Genomic DNA, 23,036 nt, shown 5'->3' with positions numbered 1-23,036 from the left:
AATTTGCAGAAATGGAAACAGAGAATAGCATGATTGATTTCAAACAATTGATGAACACAAGTGAATATGATTTCCTCCGGACAGAGAAAAGGCTGGGAAACAGGATCATCCTTCTGGGCCTGGGGGGAAGCTATGCATACGGAACGTGTAATGAGAACAGTGACATTGATTTTCGCGGGATTACCTTGAATATGCCTTCTGACCTGATCGGGCTTACGGAATTTGAACAGTATGAGGATGCCAATACGGACACGGTGATCTATTCATTTAACAAGATCGTGAGACTGCTGCTGGACTGCAATCCCAACACCTGTGAGATCCTTGGCCTGGATGAGGACCAGTACCTGATCAAATCAAAACTGGGCCAGGAACTGCTGGATCACAAGGGGATCTTTTTATCCAAACGGGCGGCCAAGTCCTTTGGGGGATATGCGGGAGCGCAGCTGAGACGGCTTCAGAACGCCATTGCCAGGGACTCCATGCCCCAGACCGAAAAGGAGCAGCACATCCTTCGGTCGGTGAGAAATGCCCTGGAGGATTTTGAAAGGCGGTATTCCAGCTTTGACAGGGGAAGTATCCGCCTGTACATTGACCGGTCTGAGAATCCGGAATTGGAGACTGAAATCTATATGGATGCGGACTACCGGCATATGCCTCTTCGGGATTATGAAAGTATGTGGGCGGCCATGCACAGCGTTGTGAAGGATTATGATAAGATCGGTAAACGCAACAGGAAAAAGGATGATAATCATCTGAATAAACATGCAATGCATTTGATCCGGTTATTTATGATGGCCGTAGATATATTGGAAAAAGGGGAGATTAATACCAACCGGAGGCATGATCTGGATCTGCTGATGAAGATACGTAGCGGAGGGTTCCGGAAAGAGGACGGGACATTTGACAGTGAATTTTACGATATCCTTGCCGATTTTGAGGAACGGCTTCAAACCGCCACCAGGGAAAGCGTGCTTCCGGATAATCCGGACATGGAAAAGGTGGGGGCATTTGTGGAATATGTAAACCGAAGATCCATAGAGGGGGATTATTGATGATGGATGATATTTTTAATACGATCCAGCAAAAGCTTGGGGAAATTGAGAAAAAGGAAAAAGTCAGGATTCTTCACGCAGTGGAGTCGGGAAGCCGCGCTTGGGGCTTTGCTTCCCCGGACAGTGATTATGATGTAAGGTTTATCTATGTGAGAAGCGGAGAAGATTACCTGAGACTGGATGAACCAAGGGATGTGATCGAATGGCAGCTGGACGAGGTGCTGGATATCAATGGATGGGATCTGAAAAAGGCTCTGAGACAATTCCATAGAGGGAATGCGACTTTGTTTGAGTGGAGCAATTCTCCTATCGTATACAGGACCACAAAAGAGTGGGGGCGGATCTATGAGGCGGCAGCCGGCTTCTTTTCCTCAAAGGCGGCCTCCCATCACTATTATGGGACGGCCAACAGTACATATGCCCAGTATCTGCAGGAGGAGAGGGTAAGTTATAAAAAGTATTTTTATGCCCTGAGGCCTCTTCTTGCAGGAAAATATATTGAGGAAACCCACTGTCCGCCGCCGGTGCTTTTTTCTGATCTGATGAAAATGGACATACCCCAGGAACTGAGGGAGGGTATAGAGGAACTTCTGGAGATCAAGGGACGCATGGGAGAGGGCGAGAAGGGGACGCAAATGCCGGCCATTCAATGTTTTATTGAGGAGGAGCTGGCAAGGCAGAAATCCTATACGGATCATTTGCCTGAAGACAGGAAAAACGGATGGGATGAATTAAACCATGTTTTCATGGAAATTCTGGATTCAGGTTCCCGCTGTCCTGAACTGTTACTATAAAATAAAAATCAGAAAGTGCCTGCAACTTTAATCCTCATTTCTCCGTCTAAGATATGTAACCAATAGGAAGCTATCACAAAAAAGAAGGGATAAAGAAATGAGATTAAATATGACAAGAAGACACACGGTAATTATGCTATGCGCATTGGCAATGGCCACCACCGTGCCGGCCATACCGGCATTTGCGAATGGAAACATCCCTGTCAAAGGGCAGGCTATTGCAAAAGGCACAGCCTATGGGGCCAGATCCCAATCTTCTGATGAGAGTAAAATGAGGGACGCGGCAGCACATGTGCAGGAGGCATTTGATAAACAGGATCTGAATAAGCTGGCCGGGCTGTGTACGTATCCTTTGACGGTTTCCTATAAGAACGGAGATTTGGTGGAGATAAAAAATAAGCAGGGATTTCTGGCATTGGGCAGTGAGATAATATTTTCCAGGGCAATGAGAAATGCCGTTGCTTCCACCAATGTGGCGAAATTAGTCAGCGTAGGCAAGGCGGGGGCCCAGATGGGGGATGATTGCGGGCTGTCTTTGTATAAAGTGGGAGGAAAATGGAAGGCAGGCTACTTCTATCTGGATGCGGCAGGCAGTTCAGACCAGCAGGCTGTGGATATCAGCAGCCTTTCTGAGATGGCTGAGCAGATTCAGAAGACATTTTCTTATAAAAGCCTTGACACTCTTGCCATGATGTGTAATTATCCAATGGTAATGACCTATGCAAACGGTACCAGCCAGGAGATCCAGACACCGGACCAGTTAAAGGCCCTTGGGGAAGATAAAGTGTTTACGGATAAGTTGTCCAAAGCCATCGACAGGGTGGAGGTGTCTAAATTAAAAGAGGTAGGAAATGCCGGCGTGCAGATGGGCGGTGACAGCGGCCTGAATATGTATCGGTTTAATGGATATTGGAAGATCAACCAGATTTACCAGTAAAAGACGGCTTGCCAGAAAAAGACAAAGAGATGTGTGGAACCGGAAGACTGCTGCAGCTTCCGGTTTGTCCTGTTTTACGGAACAGAAGGCATGGGAGCCGTATGGATCGGGCATGGCAGGGGCAGAATAAATTAGCTTGGAGTGTGACTGAAAAGGGACGGGTGTGGGCAAATGAACCAGCATTTTAATGTTTTAAAAGTAGTGAAAATAGCCGGCGGCAGCCTTCTTGCCATGCTGATCGCAGAGGGGCTTGGATTAAATTATGCTGCGTCAGCAGGGGTGATCACTCTTTTGAGCATACATGACACCAAACGTGAGACCATACGGCTGATGGCCAGGAGAATGTCTGCCTTTCTTCTGGCCCTGGCGCTGGCGCCCCTGTGCTTTGGGCTGTGCGGATACGGTCCGCTGGCCATAGGTGTGTTTCTTCTCCTGTTCACTCCTGCCTGTACCTGGCTTCAGATACAGGACGGAATATCGGTGAGCACGGTGCTTATGACACATTTCCTTGCAGAAGGCGCCATGGGAACTGCCAATGTGGTGAACGAGGTTCTGCTTTTAGTAATCGGCACCGGTGTGGGGGTTGCCATGAATCTCTATATTCCGGGGAGAAGGGCGGCCATTCGGCGGAGACAGCAGATGATCGAGGAACAGTTTCGCTTTCTGCTGGCAGGGATGGCGGATGTTTTGGACGGAAAATCCAAACGCGGAGAGGAAGGACGCAGATCTTATGATACATGTGTGGGGAGCTTGGAACAGATGCTGAGAGACGGCGAACAGGAGGCATACCGCCATATGGAGAACAGCCTGCTGGCAGATACAAGGTATTATCTGAGTTATATGGGACTGAGGAAAAATCAGCTGGCCGTGCTCAGAAGGATCCGGTCATATCTGGAGCGGGCAGATTCCTTCCCGGTGCAGGCTGAACGTCTGGCTGTTCTTGCCCGTGATATCAGCCGGTCGTTTCATGAGTATAACAATGCGTTAGGACTTCTGGAGAAAACGGAATGGGTGAAGCTGGAGATGAGACAGCAGCCCCTGCCCGCGACCAGGGAGGAATTTGAGGCCAGGGCTGTGCTGTTTCAGGTGCTGCTGGAACTGGAACGGTTCTTGGTGCTGAAGCGGGAATTTGTCCAGGGACTGAGCCGGGAGGATATCAGCGCGTTTTGGGAAAAGGCGTAGGCTGTCCCGGGAAATGTATGGGGTGCCGTGAAATGTACAGAGCCTGAGCAGACCATATAAAATGACACACAGATGTCATGTTTGATCTGATATACTATCCATACAATAAAGCAGATGAGAGAGGTGGATTTATGGTTTGGCATGAAGCGTATCCTGCAGACAGACAGCCTGATATGAAGGAAATAGATAGTTTTATCGGGAGCCCATACTGGAAATCCCTGTGCACTTATGTGGAGAGAAACTATCTTGTAACACCGCGCATTGAATTCAGCAGATGCACCATGCAGACGGGGTGGAATGTGAAATACAAAAAAAGTTCCCGGGCAATCTGCACCCTGTATCCTGAACAGGGGAAGTTTATCTGTATGATTTCCATCGGAGCAAAGGAAGCAACTGAAGCAGAGCTGGTATTAAAGGGATGCACTGCCTATCTCCGGCAATTGTATGAAAGATGTACCCCTTTCAACGGTGGGCGGTGGCTGATGATTGAGGTGACCAGTGAGGAGATCTTGGAGGATGTAAAGGAACTGATAGGTGTAAGGATGAAGACAAAGAGATAGAAGCGGGTAAGCCGGTGTATAAGGGCCGGTGTATAAGGGCTGCAGTTTGTGAATCACACATCACAGGCTGCGGCCCTTTTTTGCTTTCGTATTATCGAATCAGAAGATAAAAAGAACCATAACGAACAAATGTGGAAAGGAGATGGCAGAACGAATATATAAATAGTGCACATAAATATATGTACAAAAAGCTGAAAATAAAAAGAATTATACAAACCATTGACTTAAAAACAGGTTTGGTATAGAATAAAAGCACTAAAAACGAACTGATTAGAACTACATAAAGGAACAAAACAAACAATAATAAACAATAGGGGGTGTGGATGGATTCCATGTATGGAGGATCATTGTATCAATGATCCCTCCCGGTTATTTCAGGTTTAAAAAGAAAATGTCGGATGTGAGAGAAAACAGTATAAAGGAGGTAATGAGATGGCAGAAAGAAAAGTGAGTAAATTCGAGACCAGGATGGAACAGTTTGGCGCGTGGATTGAGAAGTATGTGGCGCCTCCCCTTGTGAAGTTCGGCAACCAAAGGCATATGGCTGCGATCAGGACCGCGTATATCAGAATCATCCCGTTTATCATCGTGGGTTCTGTTCCGCTGATCCTTACAAACCTGCCGATTCCCGGACTGGCAAACCTGTTTGCACCCTATGCTGATAAGCTGAATGTCCTCTATTCCATGACCTTTAATTTTATCGGTCTGTGGCTGGCGATCAGTCTTGGCGCGGAGATGGCTAAAATGTATGGGTTGGACCAGAACATTGGAAGCATTGTGACGGTGGCATGTTCTCTTATTGTGGTGTCTCCCATTGATCTTTCCGCCAATACCATGGACTGTACCGGACTTTCGGTCAAGGGTATGTTTTCCATTATCATTGTCAGCGTGATCGTGGCGGAATTTATGAAATTTGCCCATGACAAGAACCTGACCATACGTATGCCCAAGGGCGTACCTGCCAACATAGCAACCAGTTTTGGCGCCCTGGTCCCCATGTCCATTCTGGCAACTTTTTTCTGGATCGCCCGGGTGGTACTGGGATTTGACCTGACCCAGTTCCTCAATATTATCATCAGTCCCCTGCTGGTGCTTCAGGATACATGGTTTGGCGTGCTGGTATGCGTTATTTTGCTTCAGCTTCTCTGGTTTGTGGGAATCCATGGAGGATCCTTTACTGTATGGGGGGTATGTTATCCCCTGCTGATCACCAATATTGCTGAGAATACAGCAGCATCCCTGATCGGCCAGCCTTTGCCTCATGTATTTACAGAGCCCTTTGTGTACACCTGGATCATGATCGGAGGCGTGGGCAGTACACTGCCCCTGTGCCTGATCTGGTGGAAGTCCAAGTCCGCGACCCTGAGGGAGGTGGCTCACCTGGCTTTGCCCTGCGGCATTTTTAATATCAATGAACCCATTATCTTCGGCGCTCCCATTGCATTTAACCCCATTATGTTTGTGCCTTTCATGCTGTCGGGGATCGTGGGATCCATGTTTGCGTATTTCCTCACAAGGCTGGGGATGATCACGGCAGCCTATGTGCCGACACCGTGGACCACGCCTCTTTTGATCAATCCATACCTGTCATCCGGAGGGGATGTGTGGTGTGTGGTTGCCCAGGTGGTGCTGCTGATCGTACTTTTTGTCATCTACTATCCATTTGCTAAGATCTGGGAGGCAAGGATGATCGAGGAGGAGAATTCATAGAAACGGGCTTATAGAAGCGGGGTTATAGGAACCGGTTCACAGGAATGAAATAAAAAGGAGTGTGCGATAATGGCAAGAAAAGTTAAAATGATGGTTTTATGTGCGTCCGGCATGTCCAGCGGACTGGTGGTTGACAGTATCATCCGGCATGCGGGGGAATACGGCGTGGAGGCGGATGTGCATTGTTCGCCCAGCCTGCGTTACCGGGAATTGGATTACAATGGGCTGGATATTATATTGATCGCCCCTCAGGTTAAAAGCTCCACCGGAGATATCATGGAGTATGTAAAGAGCCTTGGGCTGGATATCCCCTATATGAATATCCCGATGCGTGAATATGGGCTGGTAAAGGGCGGGGAGATCCTGAAGGAGGCTCTGGATGTATTGGATCATTACCAAGAGTGACAGGGGAGGATGGAGTAAATGGCACTTTCATTGGAAGAATTAGCAGCCCATTGCATGGAGATGATCGGCTATACGGGGGAAGGGAGATCCCTGGTGTATGAGGCGGTGGAACTGATGGTGGCGGATGAGTATCAGGCGGCTCTGAAGAAAATAGAGGAAGCGGAGGATCATCTCTCAAAGGCCCATGAGATCCAGTTCCTGAAGCTTATGAGCGTCCAGGCAGGAGGGGAGGAGATCCCCTGTAATATGCTTCTGCTCCATGCCATGGACATTCTTATGACCAGCACGGCGGAAAAGGATATGATCAAGACCATTGTGAAGGCAAAGATCAGGAAAGGGGAAGGAGTCAAAGAATGAATGGATTTATAGAGGAAGTATGTACCCAGGGGATGCTTCTGAAACGCTACCTGAAGGAATACTGGCCCGTGGACCGGGAAGTTGTGGATGCGATTGCCGAATGCTTTAAGTCCAAGGCCATGAACCGTGTGATCCTTACCGGCATGGGAAGCTCCCTGTACGCCATAGATGCGGTCAGAAGCTATCTCACCGGACACGGAATCCCGGCCCTGGCATTCAGTTCCTTTGAACTGTCCAGATTTCAGTTTAACCAGATTGACAGCCGCTGCCTGGTGATCATCATTTCCCAGTCCGGAAAATCACCTGAGGTGGTGGAGATAGCAAAGAAGGCCGCTCAGATTACCACAGTGGTGGGTATCCACAATTATGAGGAGAGTCCTCTGAAAGAGGAATGCGGCTTTATGCTTCAGATCCATGCCGACAAAGAGTATTCCGTGACAAACAAGACATATGAGCTGACCATGCTGATCCTCAATCTGGTCGCCCGGAGGCTGACAGGCGAACTGGACCAGGGGTTCATGGAGGAGTGCCGGAAGACGGCGGACTGGGCATGCCGGTGGCTGGAAAACTGGGAGGAAAACACCAGACCCATGTTTGAGTTCGCCCAGGGCACGCTTCTGTACGACCTGCTTGCAAATGACGCATCATTGGCGGCTGCGCGCCAGCTGTCCCTGGCTTACAGGGAGGGACTGCATAATTGTACAGCCGTGTGGGAATGCGCGGATTATGCCCACGGGCAGTATCACAGTTCCAAGCTGGGGGCAAAGTACCTGGCCCAGATGTTTTTTCCGGATTTTCTGGAAGGCACAAAGGAAATGAAAATGAAAGACTACATACTGGATCATGGGGGAAAAGTGATGCTTTATACATGTACTCCCATAAAACTCCAGGAGAACCTGATGGTGGTGCGGCTTCCCAGGGTGCAGGATTCGCTGATGCCTCTTGTGGAAAGCATTGCAGCTGAAACATTTCTGGGTATGCTGTATGGAGCGGATTGGGTAAAGGACCATTGATCCGGCCCCGCAGTTGCCGTGGCCAGGCCGGCATGTAAGCGTTTAGAAAGGAGGAGATCTGCATGATTATTGATGTATCAAATACACTGGGACGCCACCGGTTCAAACCGGAGATCAAAGCAGAGGAACTGTTAAAGGAGATGGACAAAAACCATATTGATATGGCGGTAATCCACTGTTATGGGGAGAGTATGGACAACGAATCCGTATACAGGGCGGTCACGGGCCATCCGGACCGGTTTATCGGCCTTTATACGGTAAATCCCTGGTCAACGGACAGCGCCGGGGAGCTTGAGGAGGCATTGAAGGAAAAAGGGTTTAAGGGGCTGTACATGGATCCGGTCCGCCACGGCTACATGCTGTGCGAGCGCGAAGTGTTCTATCCCCTGCTGGATGTGTGCAGGAAGCACCAGGCGCCTGTGTGGTGCTATGGGGCGGCGGAGGTATTTTCCAACCCTGTTTTCTTTGAACAGATCGCGGAGGATTATCCGGACGTCAACATTATCATGGGGCGGATGGGACTTCAGTACGACAATGCAAGCGCGGTCGTGGTGGGGAAACGCCATAAGAATGTATTCCTGGAAACGTCCTCCAGTATGGATTTTAATACTCTGAGAGCCATGAAAACAGCGGGGATCGACCAGGTGCTTTTGGGAACGGGCACGCCGGATGCGGGATTCTATGAGCTGGAACTGGTAAAGGTGAGAAAGGCGGCAGTCAATTTCCCGGATGGGGAGGAAAAGGTTTTGTGGAAAAATGCAGCCAGGATATTCCGCATAGGGGAGGTGGACTAGATGATCATTGACATGCTTGCACATATTGGCATAAAAAAAGGTGAGGATTACCATGTGGAATCCCTGATCCGGATCATGGACCAGTCCGGCGAGGACAAGTGCATGATCTGCTCCCAGCTGGAAACGGTGAACAACGAATACATATATGAGTCCGTACAGAAATTCCCGGACAGGACCTTTGGTTTTGCGGTCATTAATCCATGGGATATTGACGGTGAGGAGCAGCTGGAAAAATGTTTCCGTGATTATCATTTTTATGGATTGAAAATGAATGCCATACGCTTTGGATACTCAGCCGACCGCCACAGCTTGCTGGATCCATATTTTGAATTATGTTGTAAATACAACAAATGTGTGGTAGTTCACGGACAATCAGATATGTTCTCTATTCCGGACAAATGGGCCCAGATGGCAAAAAGTTTTCCGGATGTGCCTGTGGTGCTGTTTCATATGGGGGTTCCCTTAATGTATGAGAGGGCCATAGAATTGGCCGGGGAAATTCCGAATTTTTACCTCAGCACGGCAGGGGCGTATGTGCCTGTGATCCAGATGGCATATGACCGGCTGGGACCGGAAAAAATACTGTTTTCATCCGATGCCCCCTTCTGCGACCAGACACAGGAGATGGATAAGATCCGTTACGTGACAAAGAATGAGGAACATCTGGAAATGATGCTTGGAAGGAATGCGGCCAGGATCATGGGGATGGAATACAGATAGGAGCCTTGAGGGGAGAGAAAGATGAAGGGTACAAGTATCATGTGGGATTACATCAGGGAAGAACAGGCGGCGCTCAGCCGGATGCTGGATGACAAAGCACTGTTTGACTGCGCCGGATCCCTTCCTCAGGTGGATGCAATCTATATTGTGGCCCATGGCAGTTCCTTTAACGGCGCTGTGGTGATGTCGGATTTTCTGTCCCGGTGCATGAATGCCAGAGTGTACGGCTATATGCCGGCCAATTTCATTCACAGCTGCCACTCCCTTTTGTGTGAGGACAGGAAACGATGTATGGTGGTGGCTATCAGCCAGACCGGTACCAGCAGAGGGCTTTTGGAGGCTGCTGTCCATGCAAGGGAACTGGGCTTTGCTGTGGTGGGGATCACCCAGGTAACTGATTCTCCTATCAGCCGTCTGGCGGACCGGTGTCTGTATCTGGGATGCGGCGGGGAGAACAGCAATGCCAAGACCAAGGGGTACAGCAGTACCCTTCTGGCCCTTATGATCATGGGCATCGGATATGGGCAGAAATACGGCAGTATGGACCAGGAAAGCTGCAGGAATATCCTGGAGGAACTGCGGCTGTGTGTAAAACGGCTGGATCGTACCATGGAGCGGACCATGGATTGGTGCAGCCGATATGGGATGGATTGGAAGATGCAGGACCTCTACGTGCTGGGAACAGGAATGAATTACGGCACGGCCATGGAGGGACAGCTTAAGCTGATGGAGACCATGTGTATTCCCACCATGTACAATGATCTGGAGGAGTTCTCCCATGGGATGCACCGCTCCATCGGAAGGGGATCCAGCGTCCTGCTGCTGTGCACGGATGGGATTTATAAAGAACTGGCCATGGGAACATTTTCCTACCTGCTGGGCATAACGGAAAAAGTGCTGATGCTCTATGCGGGCAATGAGGATATAAGATGTGAAGAAAGCCATGAAAAAGTGCTGAAGCTGGATCATTACCCCCTTACACAGTCGGTGCTTCCCATTACCATGGCTGTGCAGGTCCTTTCCGTATTTATGCCCGAGGCCCTGGGGCAGGATCCCAACAGGGCAGCCAATGACGACTATACGGACTTTGTGCACACGAGGGTTACATAGATTGGTTTTCACCCCTGGACTGGAGAAAAGCGGTTGATAAGGACTTTTTCCTATGGTATATTGAAATCAGAGGGGAGGATTCAGGATGATACAAAAAAGACGCCTGGACACGATCATGGGCATTCTAAAGGAAGAGGGCATGGCGGATGTAAAGACCCTGAGCCAACGGCTTGAAGTCACGGAAAAGACGGTCAGGCTGGACCTTAAAGAGCTGGAGAATCAGAACCTTCTGGAGCGTGTCCATGGAGGGGCCGTGCTTAAGACCCAGGAACTGTCCCTGGGGTATAAGGATTCCTCCCGCAGGACATCACATCTGGAGCAGAAGCAGGTGATCGCAAGGCGGGCTCTGACATTGATAGAGGAAAATGACGTGATCCTTCTGGATGACGGAAGCACCACCCAGGAGGTGGCAAAGCTGTTGGGGGATTTTCGGGTAACCGTACTGACCAATGATCTTTTGATCGTGAATGAACTGATGTATAAACCCAATATCACCCTTTACATCATAGGCGGGCTGGTGCGCAGGGACAGTGATTCCTACATTGTCACGGGAGAGGATGCGATCCAGTTCCTTAAGAAGTACCGCGTCAGCAAATTGTTCCTGGGAACCAGTACCGTTGACGTGAAGGAAGGGCTGATGATTTTTAATTACGGGGATAATTTCACTAAGAGGGCATTTATCGATGCGGCGGACAGGGTGGTCTGCCTGGCGGACTCTTCTAAGTTTGACCGTACGGCATTTACCAAGGTGGCCAGGCTGAATGAGGTGGATACCTTTATCACGGACAGCGGGCTGAGCCAGGAGGTGATTAGGCGGTATGAGGGCCTGGGACGGGAGATTATTGTAGCGTAGAGCGTGTTTGGGATATTAAACCATAAGGCCCATTGAACAGATGAGAAATCGTGTATGACAGGGACAGCCCGGTAGGAACAAGTTCTTACCGGGTTCTTCTTATGAACTGCTTTTGCTGTCCCCAGGCTGTTTTTGTGGTATACTGATCCTATAATCCGCGCATAAAAAAGCAGCCCATGTACGGCATTGCGTGCAGGCGGTATGAAGACAGGAGGAAGCAATGAAACTAAGGCAATATCAGTCCAAGGACTGCGGCGGGATGTCAGAACTTTTTTATGACACCGTACATACAGTGAACCGCAGGGATTACACAGAGGAGCAGGTTTGTGCATGGGCAGACGGACATGTGGATCCGGATGTCTGGAACCGGTCTTTCCTGGAGCATTTTACAGTGATAGCGGAGGACAATGGAACGCTGGTGGGATTTGGGGACATGGCAAAGGACGGTTATCTGGACCGGCTGTACGTGCACAGGGATCATCAGGGAAAGGGGATCGGCAGGGCGCTGTGCGACTGTATGGAACAGTGGTACAGGGAGAAGGGCATGGCCGGGGACAGGGATGGTTCGCCCCATGAGGTCACGTCCGATACGGCCACGTCCCATAGGGTCACGACCCATGCGTCAATTACGGCCAGACCCTTTTTTGAACAGAGGGGTTACAGGGTAGTGAAGGAACAGCAGGTGGAGCGGAGAGGGCAGATGCTTACCAATTATGTGATGGTAAAGGATCTCTGAGTGATATGGGGCCGGAAGTGATGCGTTGTTATCCGTAAATATACAGAAGGAGTCAGTATGATCGAATTACCGGAAGCACTTACATATAAAAAGGATTTGGAGCAGTATGTGGTTGGGAGGACAATTGCCCGGGTATATCCGCCTTCCTCGCCCCATAAATTTTGCTGGTTTAACGGGGAACCGGAGCGCTATCATGAGCGTCTGGCAGGAAAACGTGTGGCGGGGGCAGATGCATTCGGCATTTATGGAGAACTCGAACTGGAGGATGACATGAGCCTGGCATTTAACGATGGCGTAAATGTAAGGCTGGTGGAACCGGGGGATAAAAGGCCGCCGAAATATCAGCTGATGGCAGAGTTCCTGGATGGGTCCGCTCTGGTGTTTTCTGTGGCAATGTATGGGGGGATCATTTGTCACGGCAAAGATTATGACAACGAATATTACGTCAGGAGCCGTGAAGGAATATCTCCCATGGACATCAGGTTCAATCTGGAGTATTTTGGAAATATGATGAGATCGGTAAAGCCTTCCGTCAGCGCCAAGGCATTTCTGGCCACGGAGCAGAGGATTCCGGGCCTGGGCAATGGGTGCCTTCAGGATATTCTGTTCAAAGCCAGGATGCATCCTAAAAGAAAGCTTGCCGCCTGGTCCGGCGAGGATGCCGCGCGGGTGTTTTCAGCCATAAAGGATGTGATGGCGGATATGACGGCAAAGGGCGGAAGGGATACGGAAAAGGATCTGCTGGGACATGCAGGCGGGTATAAGACAGTGATGTCCAAGAATACGTGGGACAAGGGATGCCCTGTTTGCGGGGGAAGAATTATAAAGGAATCTTATCTGGGAGGTGCAGTGTATTATTGCCCGGTGTGCCAGCCCCTTGACTAGCGTCCCGGAAGCATGATGGGGGTTGCGGGAAATGCGTTCCCGTGCTACAATATTTTTATTTAGAAATCGATTGCAGGATACAGCTGCAGGGTATAGGCAGGGGAAAGGGCAGAGGGCTATGACTATTTATGATATTGCCAGGATCGCCGGGGTTTCCGCCAGTACGGTATCCCGGGTGGTGAATAACAAACCGGGCATCAAGGAAGAAACAAGGAAGCAGATTCTGGCACTGCTGGAGCAGTATGATTACAGCCCCAATGAGACGGCAAGAGGGCTGGTGAATAAGGCCAGCCGTATGATCGGCATACTGATTGAGGATATCCGGTATGCTCATCATGTGGATATCGCCTACTATATTGAGGAGGAGATGGGAAAGCACGGCTACTGCAGCCTGATACTGAATACCGGCCTCACGGATGACAAAAAGGTGGAGGCCGTTAAGGTACTGGCGCAGAGGCGGGTGGACGGAGTCATACTGGTTGGCTCCACTTTTGAAACAGAAGCCGTGAAACGGGCCCTGGATGCTGGTCTTTCCGCCGTTCCGGTGATAATGACCAACGGATACCTGAACCTGCCCAATGTAAAGGGGGTCCTGGTGGATGAGCGGGAAGGCGTGGAGAACTGCGTGGAGCTGATGCGCGTGAAAGGGCATGAGAAGCTTGCCTTTGTGCGTCCCAGCCACACCAAGAGCAGTCTTTCCAAGGAGCAGGGATTTGTGCAGGGGATGGAGCGCCGCGGCTTTAAACGGGAGGAACTTTGGATTTATGAATGCCCTACCACGCTTGAGGACGGATATGCCATGATGGAGCGGATCCTAGAGGACCATCCTGATGTGGAAGGGGTTATTTTCGGGGAGGATCTGTCGGCGGTAAGCGCCATACGGGCTCTGGTGGACCGGAATATAAAGGTGCCGGAACAGGTTGCCGTGATTGGAGTGGATAATTCCAAATACTGTGATATCTGCTATCCCAAGCTTACCTCATTAAATAACCGGATGGTGGAAATGAGCCTGGAGGCTGCAAGGATATTGTTTGACAGTCTGGAGGGCAGGGAGAATCCCGATCGGATCATGCTGTTTTCACGGATTGTGGAAAGGGAAAGCACGTAAGGGCTGCGGGTATGTAATAAGGCCCGTAAGCGTGTAAGGCCCGTAAACGCATAGGAGCTGGTAGAAAGATCATATGGAAGGGATGTGTCCTGGGGTTATATTAACAGGACTGCATCCCTGCTTTTATATGTAAAACGATATCGATTGCAGAATGTGGAACAGATCAATAAACAGATCGGGCATTTTCTGGATAAAATGCACAATATTTGTTGAGTAAATACAGTAAATAAGACAATAAAAATAGACTTGAAAACACATACCAGTTGTGATATGATTTGTACATAAATAGCAATCGATTGCAAAGCATTTTTATTTCAAATAAACGATATGAATCTTCAACAAAACCGGAAAGAGGTAAACCATGATATTAGGACATATCAATGCCAGGGAAAGCGAGGCCGCATATTCAAAACAGATACAAAGGGCCATTGCCTATTGCAGGGATACGGACGTATCCGGGATGGAGGAAGGCCGTTATCCTCAGGATGGGGATGATTTTATTGTATTGATCAATCAGCGCCGTACCGGAAGCCGGGAGGAAAAGCTCCCTGAAGTGCACCGGGAATATGCGGAACTGCAGTACATGGTCTCCGGCAGGGAATATATGGGATTTTATCCGGACAGGGGTGATAATGAGGTATTAAAGGACTGTCTGGAGGAAAAGGATACCTTGTATTATAAGGAGAATCCCGGTTCGGGCGAGGTGATGCTTCCCCTGGTGCCGGGCTCCTATGGAATATTTTTCCCTGAGGATGTACACCGCCCCTTTTGCCAGGTGGATGGGCCTGAGGATATAAAGAAGATCGTTATCAAGATAAGGATGAGCACGCTGTAGGATAAGCCGGGCTTTATGACGACAGGGTTTGTGGTGATCAAACACAGACTCTTTTCCTTCGATTGTTTTGGCAATCGATTGCAACAACTGTAAATGATTGTAAAACTGCGAATATATTAAACAGGAGGATATAAAGATGATGAGAATTCCCTATGAGACAATGGTAAGCGAGTTTGAGCGTGTACTTAAAAAGAAAGGATTCAAAGAGGACCGGGCCCGGGCAGCGGCAACTATTTTTGCCCAGAACAGCCTGGCCGGCGTGTACTCCCATGGATTGAACCGTTTTCCCAGGGTGGTGGAGTATCTGGAAAAGGGTGAGATCGATCCGGACATTGTGGCAGAGTGCGAATTAAAGCTGGGGGCATTTGAGCGCTGGAACGGACACAGGGGATTTGGCCCGTTAAATGCAAAGCTTGCAATGGACAGGGCCTGTGAACTGGCAAAGGAATACGGGATCGGCCTGGTAGCCCTTGGGAACAACAACCACTGGATGAGGGGCGGAAGCTATGGTTTTCAGGCAGCAGACCAGGGCTGCATAGGGATCTGCTGGTCCAATACATGCCCGAACATGCCGGCATGGGGAGGCAAAGACAGAAAGATCGGAAATAACCCCATTATCTTTGCAGTGCCCAGAAGCAATGGACAGCATGTGGTCATTGACTGTGCGGTATCCCAGTTCTCCTATGGAAAGATCGAAGACTGCAAATTAAAGGGGATTGAACTTCCGGTTCCAGGCGGATATGATACAAAGGGAAAACTGACCACTGATCCGGCAGAGATTGAGAAGACCTGGAGGGTGCTTCCCATGGGTTATTGGAAGGGAAGCGGAATCTCCATCGCTCTGGACCTGATCGCCACTGTACTTACAAACGGCAATTCCGTGCAGACCATTGGAACCTTTGGGGACGAGGTGGGGCTGACCCAGGTCATGATCGCCATTGACCCTACAAAGGCCAACTCAGTGGAATTGACAGATGAGATCGTGGATCAGATCGTAGCAGATGTTAAGTCCTCCGAACCGGTGGAGGAGGGCAGGGACGTACTTTATCCCGGAGAGCCCGAGGCCCTGACCATCCAGGATAATCTGGCCAATGGTATTCCTGTGATCGAGGAGAAGTGGAATCAGGTATTGGCTATGTAAGGTGTGCTCTCGCAGTCTCCGAGCGTACACTAAGGACTGAAAGTGGAGCGGGATTGCCGCTGGGATAACAAGATGAGAAGATAGCATGGTTAGCATTTCAGGCCCGCCTGTTGGCGGGCTTTTTACGTTTCCCTCTTATAGGGACTCCTGATTTTTTAGTGGAGAGCAGTAGGAGCCATATAAATTTCACGTTCTATGTGCGGTATTTTCAATCGGTTTATTGACAGAATTCTATATTTAAGTTATGATTAACCTAATTCAACGAATTAACCAATGGGAGAGAGTACAATGGCGGGTAATGATTTAAAAGGAGTAAACCAGGACAGTATTCAGTCTATGAACCGTACACTAATCATAAAACTTCTAAAGGAACAGGGGGTCTGTTCCCGCGCTAACCTGGCAAAATTGTCCGGTCTTAAGAAGGCTACAGTTACATATATAGTCAATGATTTTATCAGCTGGGGATGTGTAAGGGAAGTTGGCCTTATGCAGGGGGATAAAGGCAGGAGATCCATAGGCATCACTCTGGCTGAGGACAGCTATTATGTAATAGGCATACGTTTGGCCAGGCGTAATTTTAAGATAGGATTATTCAGTATCAATGGCAGGCTAATCTATATGAAACAGCAGCAGATCGAGTCCGGACAGAGCCCGGACAGGACCATGGAATATATTATCAATAATATTCACGCTGTGGTGGACCAGGTTGAGCCGGATAAGATCCTTGCGATCGGTATGGCTATTCCGGGGCCGTTTATAAAACAGGAGGGAAAGATCGCCGTTCTTACAGAGACTGCAGGATGGGGGAATATGGCGTTTAAGGAAGAATTGGAAAAACATTTTTCATACCCGGTTTTTATGGAGCACGATGCCAATGCGGGAGCATATGCACAAATATGGTATGATAAAACCATTGATAAAAACAGTTCACTTATTTATGTCGCTATAGGACAGGGCGTGGGTGCCGGCATTGTCTATCATGGTGAGATCATAAAGGGAGAATTGGGCATTGCAGGGGAAATCGGGCATACTACCATTAATTATGATGGACCCAGATGTGAATGCGGTAACAGGGGATGTCTGGAGAAATACTGCTCCAGTATTGTCCTGGCAAGGAATATTGCAAGAAAACGGGGGAGAGGCGAACAGTATGATCTGGGTCAGATTGGAGAAATGATAGAGGTTGGGGATATGGCCGCCATGGATGAATTTCGGACAGAATGCAGCTATCTGGGGTACGGGCTGGTGAATGTGGTGAACAGTTTTAATCCCAGTGTGATCATTCTGGGAGATGAAATGAGCCACATAAATGATGATATTATGCTGGAGGAAGTGGACCATGTCCTGAAAGAACGGCTTTTGCCTGAAGTGTATTCAAATTTAAAAGTCAAGGTCAGCAAAGCAGTGAAGGATTCTGTTCTCCATGGGATCGGTGCGATCTGCATCAATGAAGTATTGGGAAATTTAGAGTTATATTTAGTTAAATGAATTTGCAGAATTAAATATGCATGGAAAGATTATGGATGAGAAAAGCCGGTAGCAGACAAAGTAATTAATTTATTTTGATCGGATACCGGCTTTTTGCATGAAAAAAAGTTGGTATCTTTATATAATATACACAAAAAAAGGATTTAATAGTTAATTCAATTGACAAATATAGTGAATGGTAGTATTATGATACTGAGTTAAATCAATTAACTAATTCATGCAATGAATGAAAAGGAGAGGGATTATGACAAAGTATTTGAGAAACATGGTAATTGGTGTGAGTCTGGTGACTATGGCATTGACAGGATGCGGAAATGGGGCAAAGGCGGAGGCAACCACAGCAAAGCAGGAAGAAGTAAAAGCAGATACGACTGCAGCTCGAACAAGCGAAAAAGAGACAAGCGCAGACCAGTCTGGATCACAGACAGAAAGGACAGCAGAGGGAACAGAGGAGGGAGAAAAGAAAACATATAAATTTGGGTTTACTGAATGGGCGGCCGGTTCATTTTTTGATGCATGCTATGATGGTGTAATGGAGGTTGTGAATGAAAAGGGCGGAGAAGTGATCAGAGTTGAGGGAAAGACAGACAGTAACTATCAGCTGGGGGTTATTGAGGACTTCATTGCTCAGGATGTGGATTGTGTTTTCTACAATCCGGTTGACGCAGAGGCGGCAGGTCCCGCACTTAAACTTTTACAGGAGGCAGGCATTCCGGTTGTGAATTTTGACCTTGCAGTGGCAGATCTGGATATGGTGACAGCCTTTGTGGCAACGGACCATTACTCGGCCGGAAAGGTTGCAGGGGAATCCATGATCAAGGATCATCCGGAAGGCGGAAAGATTGCTATCCTGGACAGGACAAACGATAATGCGGCTGCACAGCGGATCCAGGGTTTGTTAGATACAATTGAAGGAAAGGGATTTGAGGTGGCTGCCAGACTGGATGCCGGAGGAAAGCCGGAAACCGGATTGTCAACAACAGAGGATATCCTTCAGGCCAACAGTGATCTAGTGGCTATTTACTGCATCAATGATGAATGTGCCCAGGGAGCTTATTCTGCGGTTAAGGCGTCCGGTGAAAAAGTGGGTATCTACAGTGCCAATGGAGGACCGGAGTCAAAGGCAGCGATCAAAAAGGACGGGGCCGATGGCATCTGGAAAATGAGTGCGGCACAGTCGCCCTTTACCGTTGGAAAGGAAAGCGCTGAAATTGCATATAAGATTCTGGAAGGCGAGAACTATGAAAAGGAAACCCTGGTTCCCACATTTGCGATCGATGCGACTAATATTGATCAGTATGCCGGATCTGACTGGCAGTAAAATCCGCGGTTGATAAGACAGAGAGGAAGTAGTTATGGGCATTTTATTGGAAATGAAAAATATCAATAAAAGCTTTGGCAGCAATCTGGTGCTTCAGGATGTAAGTCTGGAACTCCACGAAGGTGAGGTGCTTGCATTATTAGGTGAAAATGGTGCCGGCAAATCTACTTTAATAAAAATATTAGGAGGCATTTACACCAAGGACTCCGGGGAAATATTCATTCAAGGTCAGGCGGCCGGTATAAATAGTGTGGATGAAGCTAGAAAATTCGGAATCAGTATCATTCATCAGGAACTGATGCTGGCCAAAGACCTGTCCATTGCAGAAAATATTTTTATGGGTAATGAACTGTGTGCAAAAGGAGGCTTTCTGTCCTTAAAGTCCCAGACCCAGGCTGCCCAGGAAAAACTGGGCCAGTATAATCTGGGGTTTGATGCGGGTGAGATACTTGGGCATTTGACAATTGCCCAGCAGCAGATGGTAGAGATTGTCAGGGCGGTTTCCTTTGGGGCCAGGATCATTGTCATGGACGAACCTACGTCTTCCCTGTCTTCCCACGAGGTGGAGATCCTGTTTGATATGATACGCAGATTGCGGTCGGAAGGGGTTGGAATCATATATATATCCCATCGGCTGGATGAGCTTTATGAGATAACGGATCAGGTGGCGGTACTGCGTGACGGTACGAATGTGGGCACTGTAGTTACAAAGGAAACGGAACGTTCCCAGCTGGTGGCTATGATGGTGGGCCGTGAACTTTCCAGTTATTACATAAAGAATAATAAGGCTTCCGATCAGGTGGTCTTTAAGGCTCTACACCTTTCCGATGGGAAGGTTGTAAAGGATGTAAGCTTTGACCTTTGCCAGGGGGAAATCCTGGGATTGGCCGGCCTTGTTGGTGCTGGCAGAAGTGAAACCATGGAATGTATTTTCGGCTTGAGGAAAAAAACAGGCGGAACCATCTGGATGGACGGGAAACAGGTGGATTTTAATACAGCCGGAAAGGCCATGGAGGCTGGGATCGGTTTTGTTCCTGAGGACAGGAAGGGGGCAGGCCTGTTCCTTAAACAGGATGTTCAGTTTAATACCACCATCACAATTTTGGACCAGCTTTTCCACCGGCTAAAATATAATGGAAAAAAGGAAATCGGAATTGTTGATGGGATGATCCGAGATATCCAGATAAAGGTCACAGGGCGTAATCAGGTTGTAGGTAATCTCAGCGGTGGCAACCAGCAGAAGGTTTTGATTGGAAAGTGGCTTCTTTCCGCAAAGCGGATCTTGATTCTGGATGAACCTACAAGAGGAGTCGATGTTAAGACAAAGGCGGAGATCTATTCGCTGATCAATGATCTGGCAAAAAACGGACTGTCGATCATTATGGTATCCTCTGAATTGCCGGAATTGATTAATATGAGTGATCGCATTGTTACATTGTGCAGAGGATACAGTACCGGTGTTATTTCCAGAGAAGAGTTCAGCCAGGAACGGATAATGATGCTGGCCACAACAGAAGTAGGAACAGTTTAGGAGGCAGTCATGAAAAGCGCAGAGGTAAAAAGTATAAGAAGAGATTCTTCCAATGAAATGATACAAATGGTAAAGGGGAATTTGGGTATATTAATTGGTTTTGCCATCATGTGTATTGCCCTGACTGTGATTACGGATTCTTTTGCCACAACCAGGAACATCTTTAATGTGATGAGGCAGATTTCAGTCAATGTATTTTTGGCATGCGGTATGACCATGGTAATTCTGATAGGGGGAATTGACCTTTCTGTGGGGTCGATCATAGCAATATCAGGCTGTCTGAGTGCCGGGTTTATAACAAATAACGGGATACCATCCGCAGCAGCCATTATTCTGGCTATTGCCATCGGCACGGCAGTGGGGGCTGTTAATGGAGTGATCATATCCAACACAAAGATTCCTCCGTTTATTGTGACCTTGGCAATGATGAACATAGGACGTGGATTTGCACGTATCTATACCAAGGCCACCACTATACTGGTGGATGATGATCTGTTTATCTGGATCGGCAGCGGAAAAATATTTGGCAGTATACCAATACAGATCGTATTTATGATCATAGTAGTGGTGATAACGGCAATCATTCTGAACCGGACTAAATTCGGAAGAAACATATATGCGGTAGGGGATAACCGGCAGGCGGCTGAATACAGCGGTATCAATGCCAAGAGAATTACCTTTTGGATATTTACCCTGTCAGGACTGTTCGCGTCATGCGCCGGGGTCTTGAGCGCGGCCAGGACCTTTTCAGGGCAGTTCAGCGTAGGTGACGGCGCTGAAATGGATGCTATCTCAGCTGTTGTACTGGGAGGAACCAGCATGACAGGAGGAGTTGGGCGGATCAGCGGTACTATTATCGGGTGTCTGGTCATAGGCGTGCTGAACAATGGCATGAACTTATTAGGCATTGATTCATCCTGGCAATATGTTGTAAAAGGCCTTGTGGTTCTCCTGGCAGTCTATATTGATTACATAAAGAAAGAAAAGAGCAAGGGCTGATGCGTTGCAGAAAGGAATCACATGCAGACATTATTAGGTATTGACCTGGGAACATCCAGTATTAAGGCCATGCTTTTGGATACGGAAAGGGGAGTAATAGGAATTGAATCCCAAAAATATGATGTGGAAATTCCTGCAGCCAATTGTGCAGAACAAAACCCTGACCATTGGTGGAATGCGACCATAGAACTGTGTAGCCGTCTGAAGAAAAAGTATCAGGAGGCGTTTGGCCAGATCAGGGGAATAGGATTGTCCGGTCAGATGCATGGACTTGTAACTGTTGACAAACAGGGAAATATCCTGCGCCCGGCAATCATCTGGCTGGATCAGCGCTCCTGTGAAGAGGTGGAAGAAATAAATCAGGGCATGACGGAGGATGAAAAAAAGCAGATACTTCATAACCGTATTTATCCTGGTTTTGCATTTCCTTCCCTTCTGTGGATAAAAAAGCATGAGCCTGATCTGTATGGCCAGATTTCTAAGATCATGCAGCCAAAGGATTATATCAGGTATAAGCTGACCGGTTATATTGGCACTGATGTGAGTGATGCGTCTGCTACGGCTATGTTTGACGTAGGGCAGAGGGAATGGGCCTGGGCGGTTATCAGACGGTTTGGAATTCCGGAACATATATTTGCAGACTGTCACGAATCAACGGAGATCGCAGGGATGGTGACTTCAGAAAGCGCCGTACTTTGTGGACTGCAGGAGGGGATTCCCGTTGTATTCGGCTGTGGGGATCAGATGGCCCAAAGCATTGGAAACGGAGTAATTGGTGAAGGCTGCATTGTTTCTAATATAGGGACCGGAGGACAGATTTCCACTTATGCAGATAAAGACATATATGATAGGCAGCTTCGGACTCACACGTTCTGTCATGCATTAAACCATGCATATACTGTGTTTGGCGCAACCCTTAGCTGCGGTTTATCATTAAAGTGGCTGACAAACCAGATATTGGAAATCGATGATTTTGAACAGTGTAATGAACTGGCATCCCAGATAGCTCCGGGAAGTGATGGAATCATATATCTTCCTTATCTGTCCGGAGAAAGGACTCCGATCATGAATGCCCATGCAAAAGGTGTCATATATGGATTTAAGCTGGAGCATGATAAGCGGCATATGATCAGGGCGGTAATGGAAGGAATTATATATAGCTTAAAGGATTCGCTTGATTTACTGGAAGACATGGGCATACGAAGCAATTTGGTAATAGCTTCGGGCGGAGGTTCTGTGAGCAATCTTCTGCTGCAAATGCAGGCTGATATCTTTGAAAAACAGATTAAGGTTTGTAACGTCAAGGAGCAGGCGTGTCTGGGAGCCTGTATGCTCGCGGGTATAGGTACAGGTGTGTTAAAGGATATAGAATCAGCCAGCAGGCGTTTTGTCACGTTCAGCAATACAATATATGAGCCTGATCCGGAAAACTGCCGGATATACAGGGAGAGTTTTAAACGTTATCATGAGTTATACAATAGCACAAAAATTATGATGTAGGATGA

Annotated in this window: 23 protein-coding genes; all 23 read left to right on the top strand. The window is 48.2% G+C overall.

Features of this window, described 5'->3' with window-relative positions:
• Nucleotides 1-11 precede the first annotated feature (11 nt).
• The 23 genes from CLFS41_RS23320 (at nucleotide 12) to xylB (ending at nucleotide 23,031) form a co-directional block, all read left to right on the top strand.
• A complete protein-coding gene (locus tag CLFS41_RS23320) occupies nucleotides 12-1,052 on the top strand; it encodes a nucleotidyltransferase domain-containing protein (protein ID WP_242827934.1) in 1,041 nt (346 codons plus the stop codon).
• Nucleotides 1,052-1,846 (top strand): nucleotidyltransferase domain-containing protein, encoded by a 795-nt coding sequence (locus CLFS41_RS23315; RefSeq protein ID WP_045093596.1) that lies wholly within the window; start codon nucleotides 1,052-1,054, stop codon nucleotides 1,844-1,846. Before CLFS41_RS23320 ends, CLFS41_RS23315 begins: the two co-directional genes overlap by 1 nt.
• 109 nt (nucleotides 1,847-1,955) lie before the next feature.
• On the top strand, nucleotides 1,956-2,783 hold the full coding sequence (locus CLFS41_RS23310) for a hypothetical protein (RefSeq protein WP_227162486.1): 828 nt from the start codon (nucleotides 1,956-1,958) through the stop codon (nucleotides 2,781-2,783).
• 171 nt (nucleotides 2,784-2,954) lie between these two features.
• Nucleotides 2,955-3,965, top strand: coding sequence for an aromatic acid exporter family protein (locus CLFS41_RS23305; protein ID WP_045093595.1), 1,011 nt, complete (start codon nucleotides 2,955-2,957; stop codon nucleotides 3,963-3,965).
• A gap of 131 nt (nucleotides 3,966-4,096) precedes the next feature.
• Entirely contained in the window at nucleotides 4,097-4,525 is a 429-nt protein-coding gene (locus CLFS41_RS23300) for a DUF3788 domain-containing protein (protein WP_007865849.1), read from the top strand.
• A 432-nt stretch (nucleotides 4,526-4,957) separates the two neighbouring features.
• A complete protein-coding gene (locus CLFS41_RS23295) occupies nucleotides 4,958-6,235 on the top strand; it encodes a PTS transporter subunit EIIC (protein ID WP_007865855.1) in 1,278 nt (425 codons plus the stop codon).
• A gap of 69 nt (nucleotides 6,236-6,304) precedes the next feature.
• Nucleotides 6,305-6,640 (top strand): hypothetical protein, encoded by a 336-nt coding sequence (locus tag CLFS41_RS23290; protein ID WP_045093594.1) that lies wholly within the window; start codon nucleotides 6,305-6,307, stop codon nucleotides 6,638-6,640.
• 18 nt (nucleotides 6,641-6,658) lie between these two features.
• The gene (locus CLFS41_RS23285) at nucleotides 6,659-6,997 is read left to right on the top strand and encodes a PTS lactose/cellobiose transporter subunit IIA (RefSeq protein WP_007865861.1); all 339 of its coding nucleotides are present in this window, start codon (nucleotides 6,659-6,661) and stop codon (nucleotides 6,995-6,997) included.
• Nucleotides 6,994-8,010 (top strand): SIS domain-containing protein, encoded by a 1,017-nt coding sequence (locus CLFS41_RS23280; protein ID WP_045093593.1) that lies wholly within the window; start codon nucleotides 6,994-6,996, stop codon nucleotides 8,008-8,010. Before CLFS41_RS23285 ends, CLFS41_RS23280 begins: the two co-directional genes overlap by 4 nt.
• Before the next feature lie 62 nt (nucleotides 8,011-8,072).
• The gene (locus tag CLFS41_RS23275; RefSeq protein ID WP_007865867.1) at nucleotides 8,073-8,804 is read left to right on the top strand and encodes an amidohydrolase family protein; all 732 of its coding nucleotides are present in this window, start codon (nucleotides 8,073-8,075) and stop codon (nucleotides 8,802-8,804) included.
• Complete coding sequence (locus tag CLFS41_RS23270) at nucleotides 8,805-9,524, top strand: TatD family hydrolase (RefSeq protein ID WP_007865868.1); 720 nt, start codon at nucleotides 8,805-8,807, stop codon at nucleotides 9,522-9,524. It begins immediately after the preceding gene.
• A gap of 21 nt (nucleotides 9,525-9,545) precedes the next feature.
• Complete coding sequence (locus tag CLFS41_RS23265; protein ID WP_045093592.1) at nucleotides 9,546-10,634, top strand: SIS domain-containing protein; 1,089 nt, start codon at nucleotides 9,546-9,548, stop codon at nucleotides 10,632-10,634.
• Nucleotides 10,635-10,719: 85 nt separating this feature from the next.
• The gene (locus CLFS41_RS23260) at nucleotides 10,720-11,487 is read left to right on the top strand and encodes a DeoR/GlpR family DNA-binding transcription regulator (RefSeq protein WP_007865873.1); all 768 of its coding nucleotides are present in this window, start codon (nucleotides 10,720-10,722) and stop codon (nucleotides 11,485-11,487) included.
• A 220-nt stretch (nucleotides 11,488-11,707) separates the two neighbouring features.
• On the top strand, nucleotides 11,708-12,223 hold the full coding sequence (locus CLFS41_RS23255; RefSeq protein ID WP_007865876.1) for a GNAT family N-acetyltransferase: 516 nt from the start codon (nucleotides 11,708-11,710) through the stop codon (nucleotides 12,221-12,223).
• 57 nt (nucleotides 12,224-12,280) lie between these two features.
• Nucleotides 12,281-13,108, top strand: a complete 828-nt coding sequence (locus tag CLFS41_RS23250) for a DNA-formamidopyrimidine glycosylase family protein (protein ID WP_007865880.1) — start codon at nucleotides 12,281-12,283, stop codon at nucleotides 13,106-13,108.
• A gap of 118 nt (nucleotides 13,109-13,226) precedes the next feature.
• Nucleotides 13,227-14,216: a LacI family DNA-binding transcriptional regulator gene (locus CLFS41_RS23245; RefSeq protein WP_007865882.1), complete on the top strand. Its 990-nt coding sequence runs from the start codon at nucleotides 13,227-13,229 to the stop codon at nucleotides 14,214-14,216.
• A 361-nt stretch (nucleotides 14,217-14,577) separates the two neighbouring features.
• On the top strand, nucleotides 14,578-15,051 hold the full coding sequence (locus CLFS41_RS23240; protein ID WP_007865884.1) for a YhcH/YjgK/YiaL family protein: 474 nt from the start codon (nucleotides 14,578-14,580) through the stop codon (nucleotides 15,049-15,051).
• Nucleotides 15,052-15,190: 139 nt separating this feature from the next.
• Entirely contained in the window at nucleotides 15,191-16,192 is a 1,002-nt protein-coding gene (gene yiaK / locus CLFS41_RS23235) for a 3-dehydro-L-gulonate 2-dehydrogenase (protein ID WP_040416971.1), read from the top strand.
• A 288-nt stretch (nucleotides 16,193-16,480) separates the two neighbouring features.
• Nucleotides 16,481-17,680, top strand: coding sequence for an ROK family protein (locus CLFS41_RS23230; RefSeq protein ID WP_045093591.1), 1,200 nt, complete (start codon nucleotides 16,481-16,483; stop codon nucleotides 17,678-17,680).
• A gap of 244 nt (nucleotides 17,681-17,924) precedes the next feature.
• Nucleotides 17,925-19,001 carry a substrate-binding domain-containing protein gene (locus CLFS41_RS23225; protein ID WP_045093590.1) on the top strand — a complete coding sequence of 359 codons (1,077 nt, stop codon included), beginning with the start codon at nucleotides 17,925-17,927 and terminating at the stop codon, nucleotides 18,999-19,001.
• A gap of 34 nt (nucleotides 19,002-19,035) precedes the next feature.
• A complete protein-coding gene (locus CLFS41_RS23220; RefSeq protein ID WP_045093589.1) occupies nucleotides 19,036-20,532 on the top strand; it encodes a sugar ABC transporter ATP-binding protein in 1,497 nt (498 codons plus the stop codon).
• Nucleotides 20,533-20,541: 9 nt separating this feature from the next.
• Nucleotides 20,542-21,531 carry an ABC transporter permease gene (locus tag CLFS41_RS23215; protein WP_007865894.1) on the top strand — a complete coding sequence of 330 codons (990 nt, stop codon included), beginning with the start codon at nucleotides 20,542-20,544 and terminating at the stop codon, nucleotides 21,529-21,531.
• A 21-nt stretch (nucleotides 21,532-21,552) separates the two neighbouring features.
• Nucleotides 21,553-23,031 carry a xylulokinase gene (gene xylB, locus CLFS41_RS23210; RefSeq protein ID WP_007865896.1) on the top strand — a complete coding sequence of 493 codons (1,479 nt, stop codon included), beginning with the start codon at nucleotides 21,553-21,555 and terminating at the stop codon, nucleotides 23,029-23,031.
• The last annotated feature ends 5 nt before the right edge of the window (nucleotides 23,032-23,036 follow it).

It is taken from the genome of Clostridium sp. FS41 (genome assembly GCF_000954015.1).
Lineage (GTDB): Bacteria > Bacillota > Clostridia > Lachnospirales > Lachnospiraceae > Enterocloster > Enterocloster citroniae.
This window is presented reverse-complemented; position numbering and strand designations above follow the sequence as displayed.

Excerpts from the sequence above, each read along its gene's own strand:
- CLFS41_RS23320 (WP_242827934.1), top strand. The coding sequence starts at position 12 with ATGGAAACAGAGAATAGCATGATTGATTTCAAACAATTGATGAACACA.
- CLFS41_RS23315 (WP_045093596.1), top strand. The coding sequence starts at position 1,052 with ATGATGGATGATATTTTTAATACGATCCAGCAAAAGCTTGGGGAAATT.
- CLFS41_RS23310 (WP_227162486.1), top strand. The coding sequence starts at position 1,956 with ATGACAAGAAGACACACGGTAATTATGCTATGCGCATTGGCAATGGCC.
- CLFS41_RS23305 (WP_045093595.1), top strand. The coding sequence starts at position 2,955 with ATGAACCAGCATTTTAATGTTTTAAAAGTAGTGAAAATAGCCGGCGGC.
- CLFS41_RS23300 (WP_007865849.1), top strand. The coding sequence starts at position 4,097 with ATGGTTTGGCATGAAGCGTATCCTGCAGACAGACAGCCTGATATGAAG.
- CLFS41_RS23295 (WP_007865855.1), top strand. The coding sequence starts at position 4,958 with ATGGCAGAAAGAAAAGTGAGTAAATTCGAGACCAGGATGGAACAGTTT.
- CLFS41_RS23290 (WP_045093594.1), top strand. The coding sequence starts at position 6,305 with ATGGCAAGAAAAGTTAAAATGATGGTTTTATGTGCGTCCGGCATGTCC.
- CLFS41_RS23285 (WP_007865861.1), top strand. The coding sequence starts at position 6,659 with ATGGCACTTTCATTGGAAGAATTAGCAGCCCATTGCATGGAGATGATC.
- CLFS41_RS23280 (WP_045093593.1), top strand. The coding sequence starts at position 6,994 with ATGAATGGATTTATAGAGGAAGTATGTACCCAGGGGATGCTTCTGAAA.
- CLFS41_RS23275 (WP_007865867.1), top strand. The coding sequence starts at position 8,073 with ATGATTATTGATGTATCAAATACACTGGGACGCCACCGGTTCAAACCG.
- CLFS41_RS23270 (WP_007865868.1), top strand. The coding sequence starts at position 8,805 with ATGATCATTGACATGCTTGCACATATTGGCATAAAAAAAGGTGAGGAT.
- CLFS41_RS23265 (WP_045093592.1), top strand. The coding sequence starts at position 9,546 with ATGAAGGGTACAAGTATCATGTGGGATTACATCAGGGAAGAACAGGCG.
- CLFS41_RS23260 (WP_007865873.1), top strand. The coding sequence starts at position 10,720 with ATGATACAAAAAAGACGCCTGGACACGATCATGGGCATTCTAAAGGAA.
- CLFS41_RS23255 (WP_007865876.1), top strand. The coding sequence starts at position 11,708 with ATGAAACTAAGGCAATATCAGTCCAAGGACTGCGGCGGGATGTCAGAA.
- CLFS41_RS23250 (WP_007865880.1), top strand. The coding sequence starts at position 12,281 with ATGATCGAATTACCGGAAGCACTTACATATAAAAAGGATTTGGAGCAG.
- CLFS41_RS23245 (WP_007865882.1), top strand. The coding sequence starts at position 13,227 with ATGACTATTTATGATATTGCCAGGATCGCCGGGGTTTCCGCCAGTACG.
- CLFS41_RS23240 (WP_007865884.1), top strand. The coding sequence starts at position 14,578 with ATGATATTAGGACATATCAATGCCAGGGAAAGCGAGGCCGCATATTCA.
- yiaK (WP_040416971.1), top strand. The coding sequence starts at position 15,191 with ATGAGAATTCCCTATGAGACAATGGTAAGCGAGTTTGAGCGTGTACTT.
- CLFS41_RS23230 (WP_045093591.1), top strand. The coding sequence starts at position 16,481 with ATGGCGGGTAATGATTTAAAAGGAGTAAACCAGGACAGTATTCAGTCT.
- CLFS41_RS23225 (WP_045093590.1), top strand. The coding sequence starts at position 17,925 with ATGACAAAGTATTTGAGAAACATGGTAATTGGTGTGAGTCTGGTGACT.
- CLFS41_RS23220 (WP_045093589.1), top strand. The coding sequence starts at position 19,036 with ATGGGCATTTTATTGGAAATGAAAAATATCAATAAAAGCTTTGGCAGC.
- CLFS41_RS23215 (WP_007865894.1), top strand. The coding sequence starts at position 20,542 with ATGAAAAGCGCAGAGGTAAAAAGTATAAGAAGAGATTCTTCCAATGAA.
- xylB (WP_007865896.1), top strand. The coding sequence starts at position 21,553 with ATGCAGACATTATTAGGTATTGACCTGGGAACATCCAGTATTAAGGCC.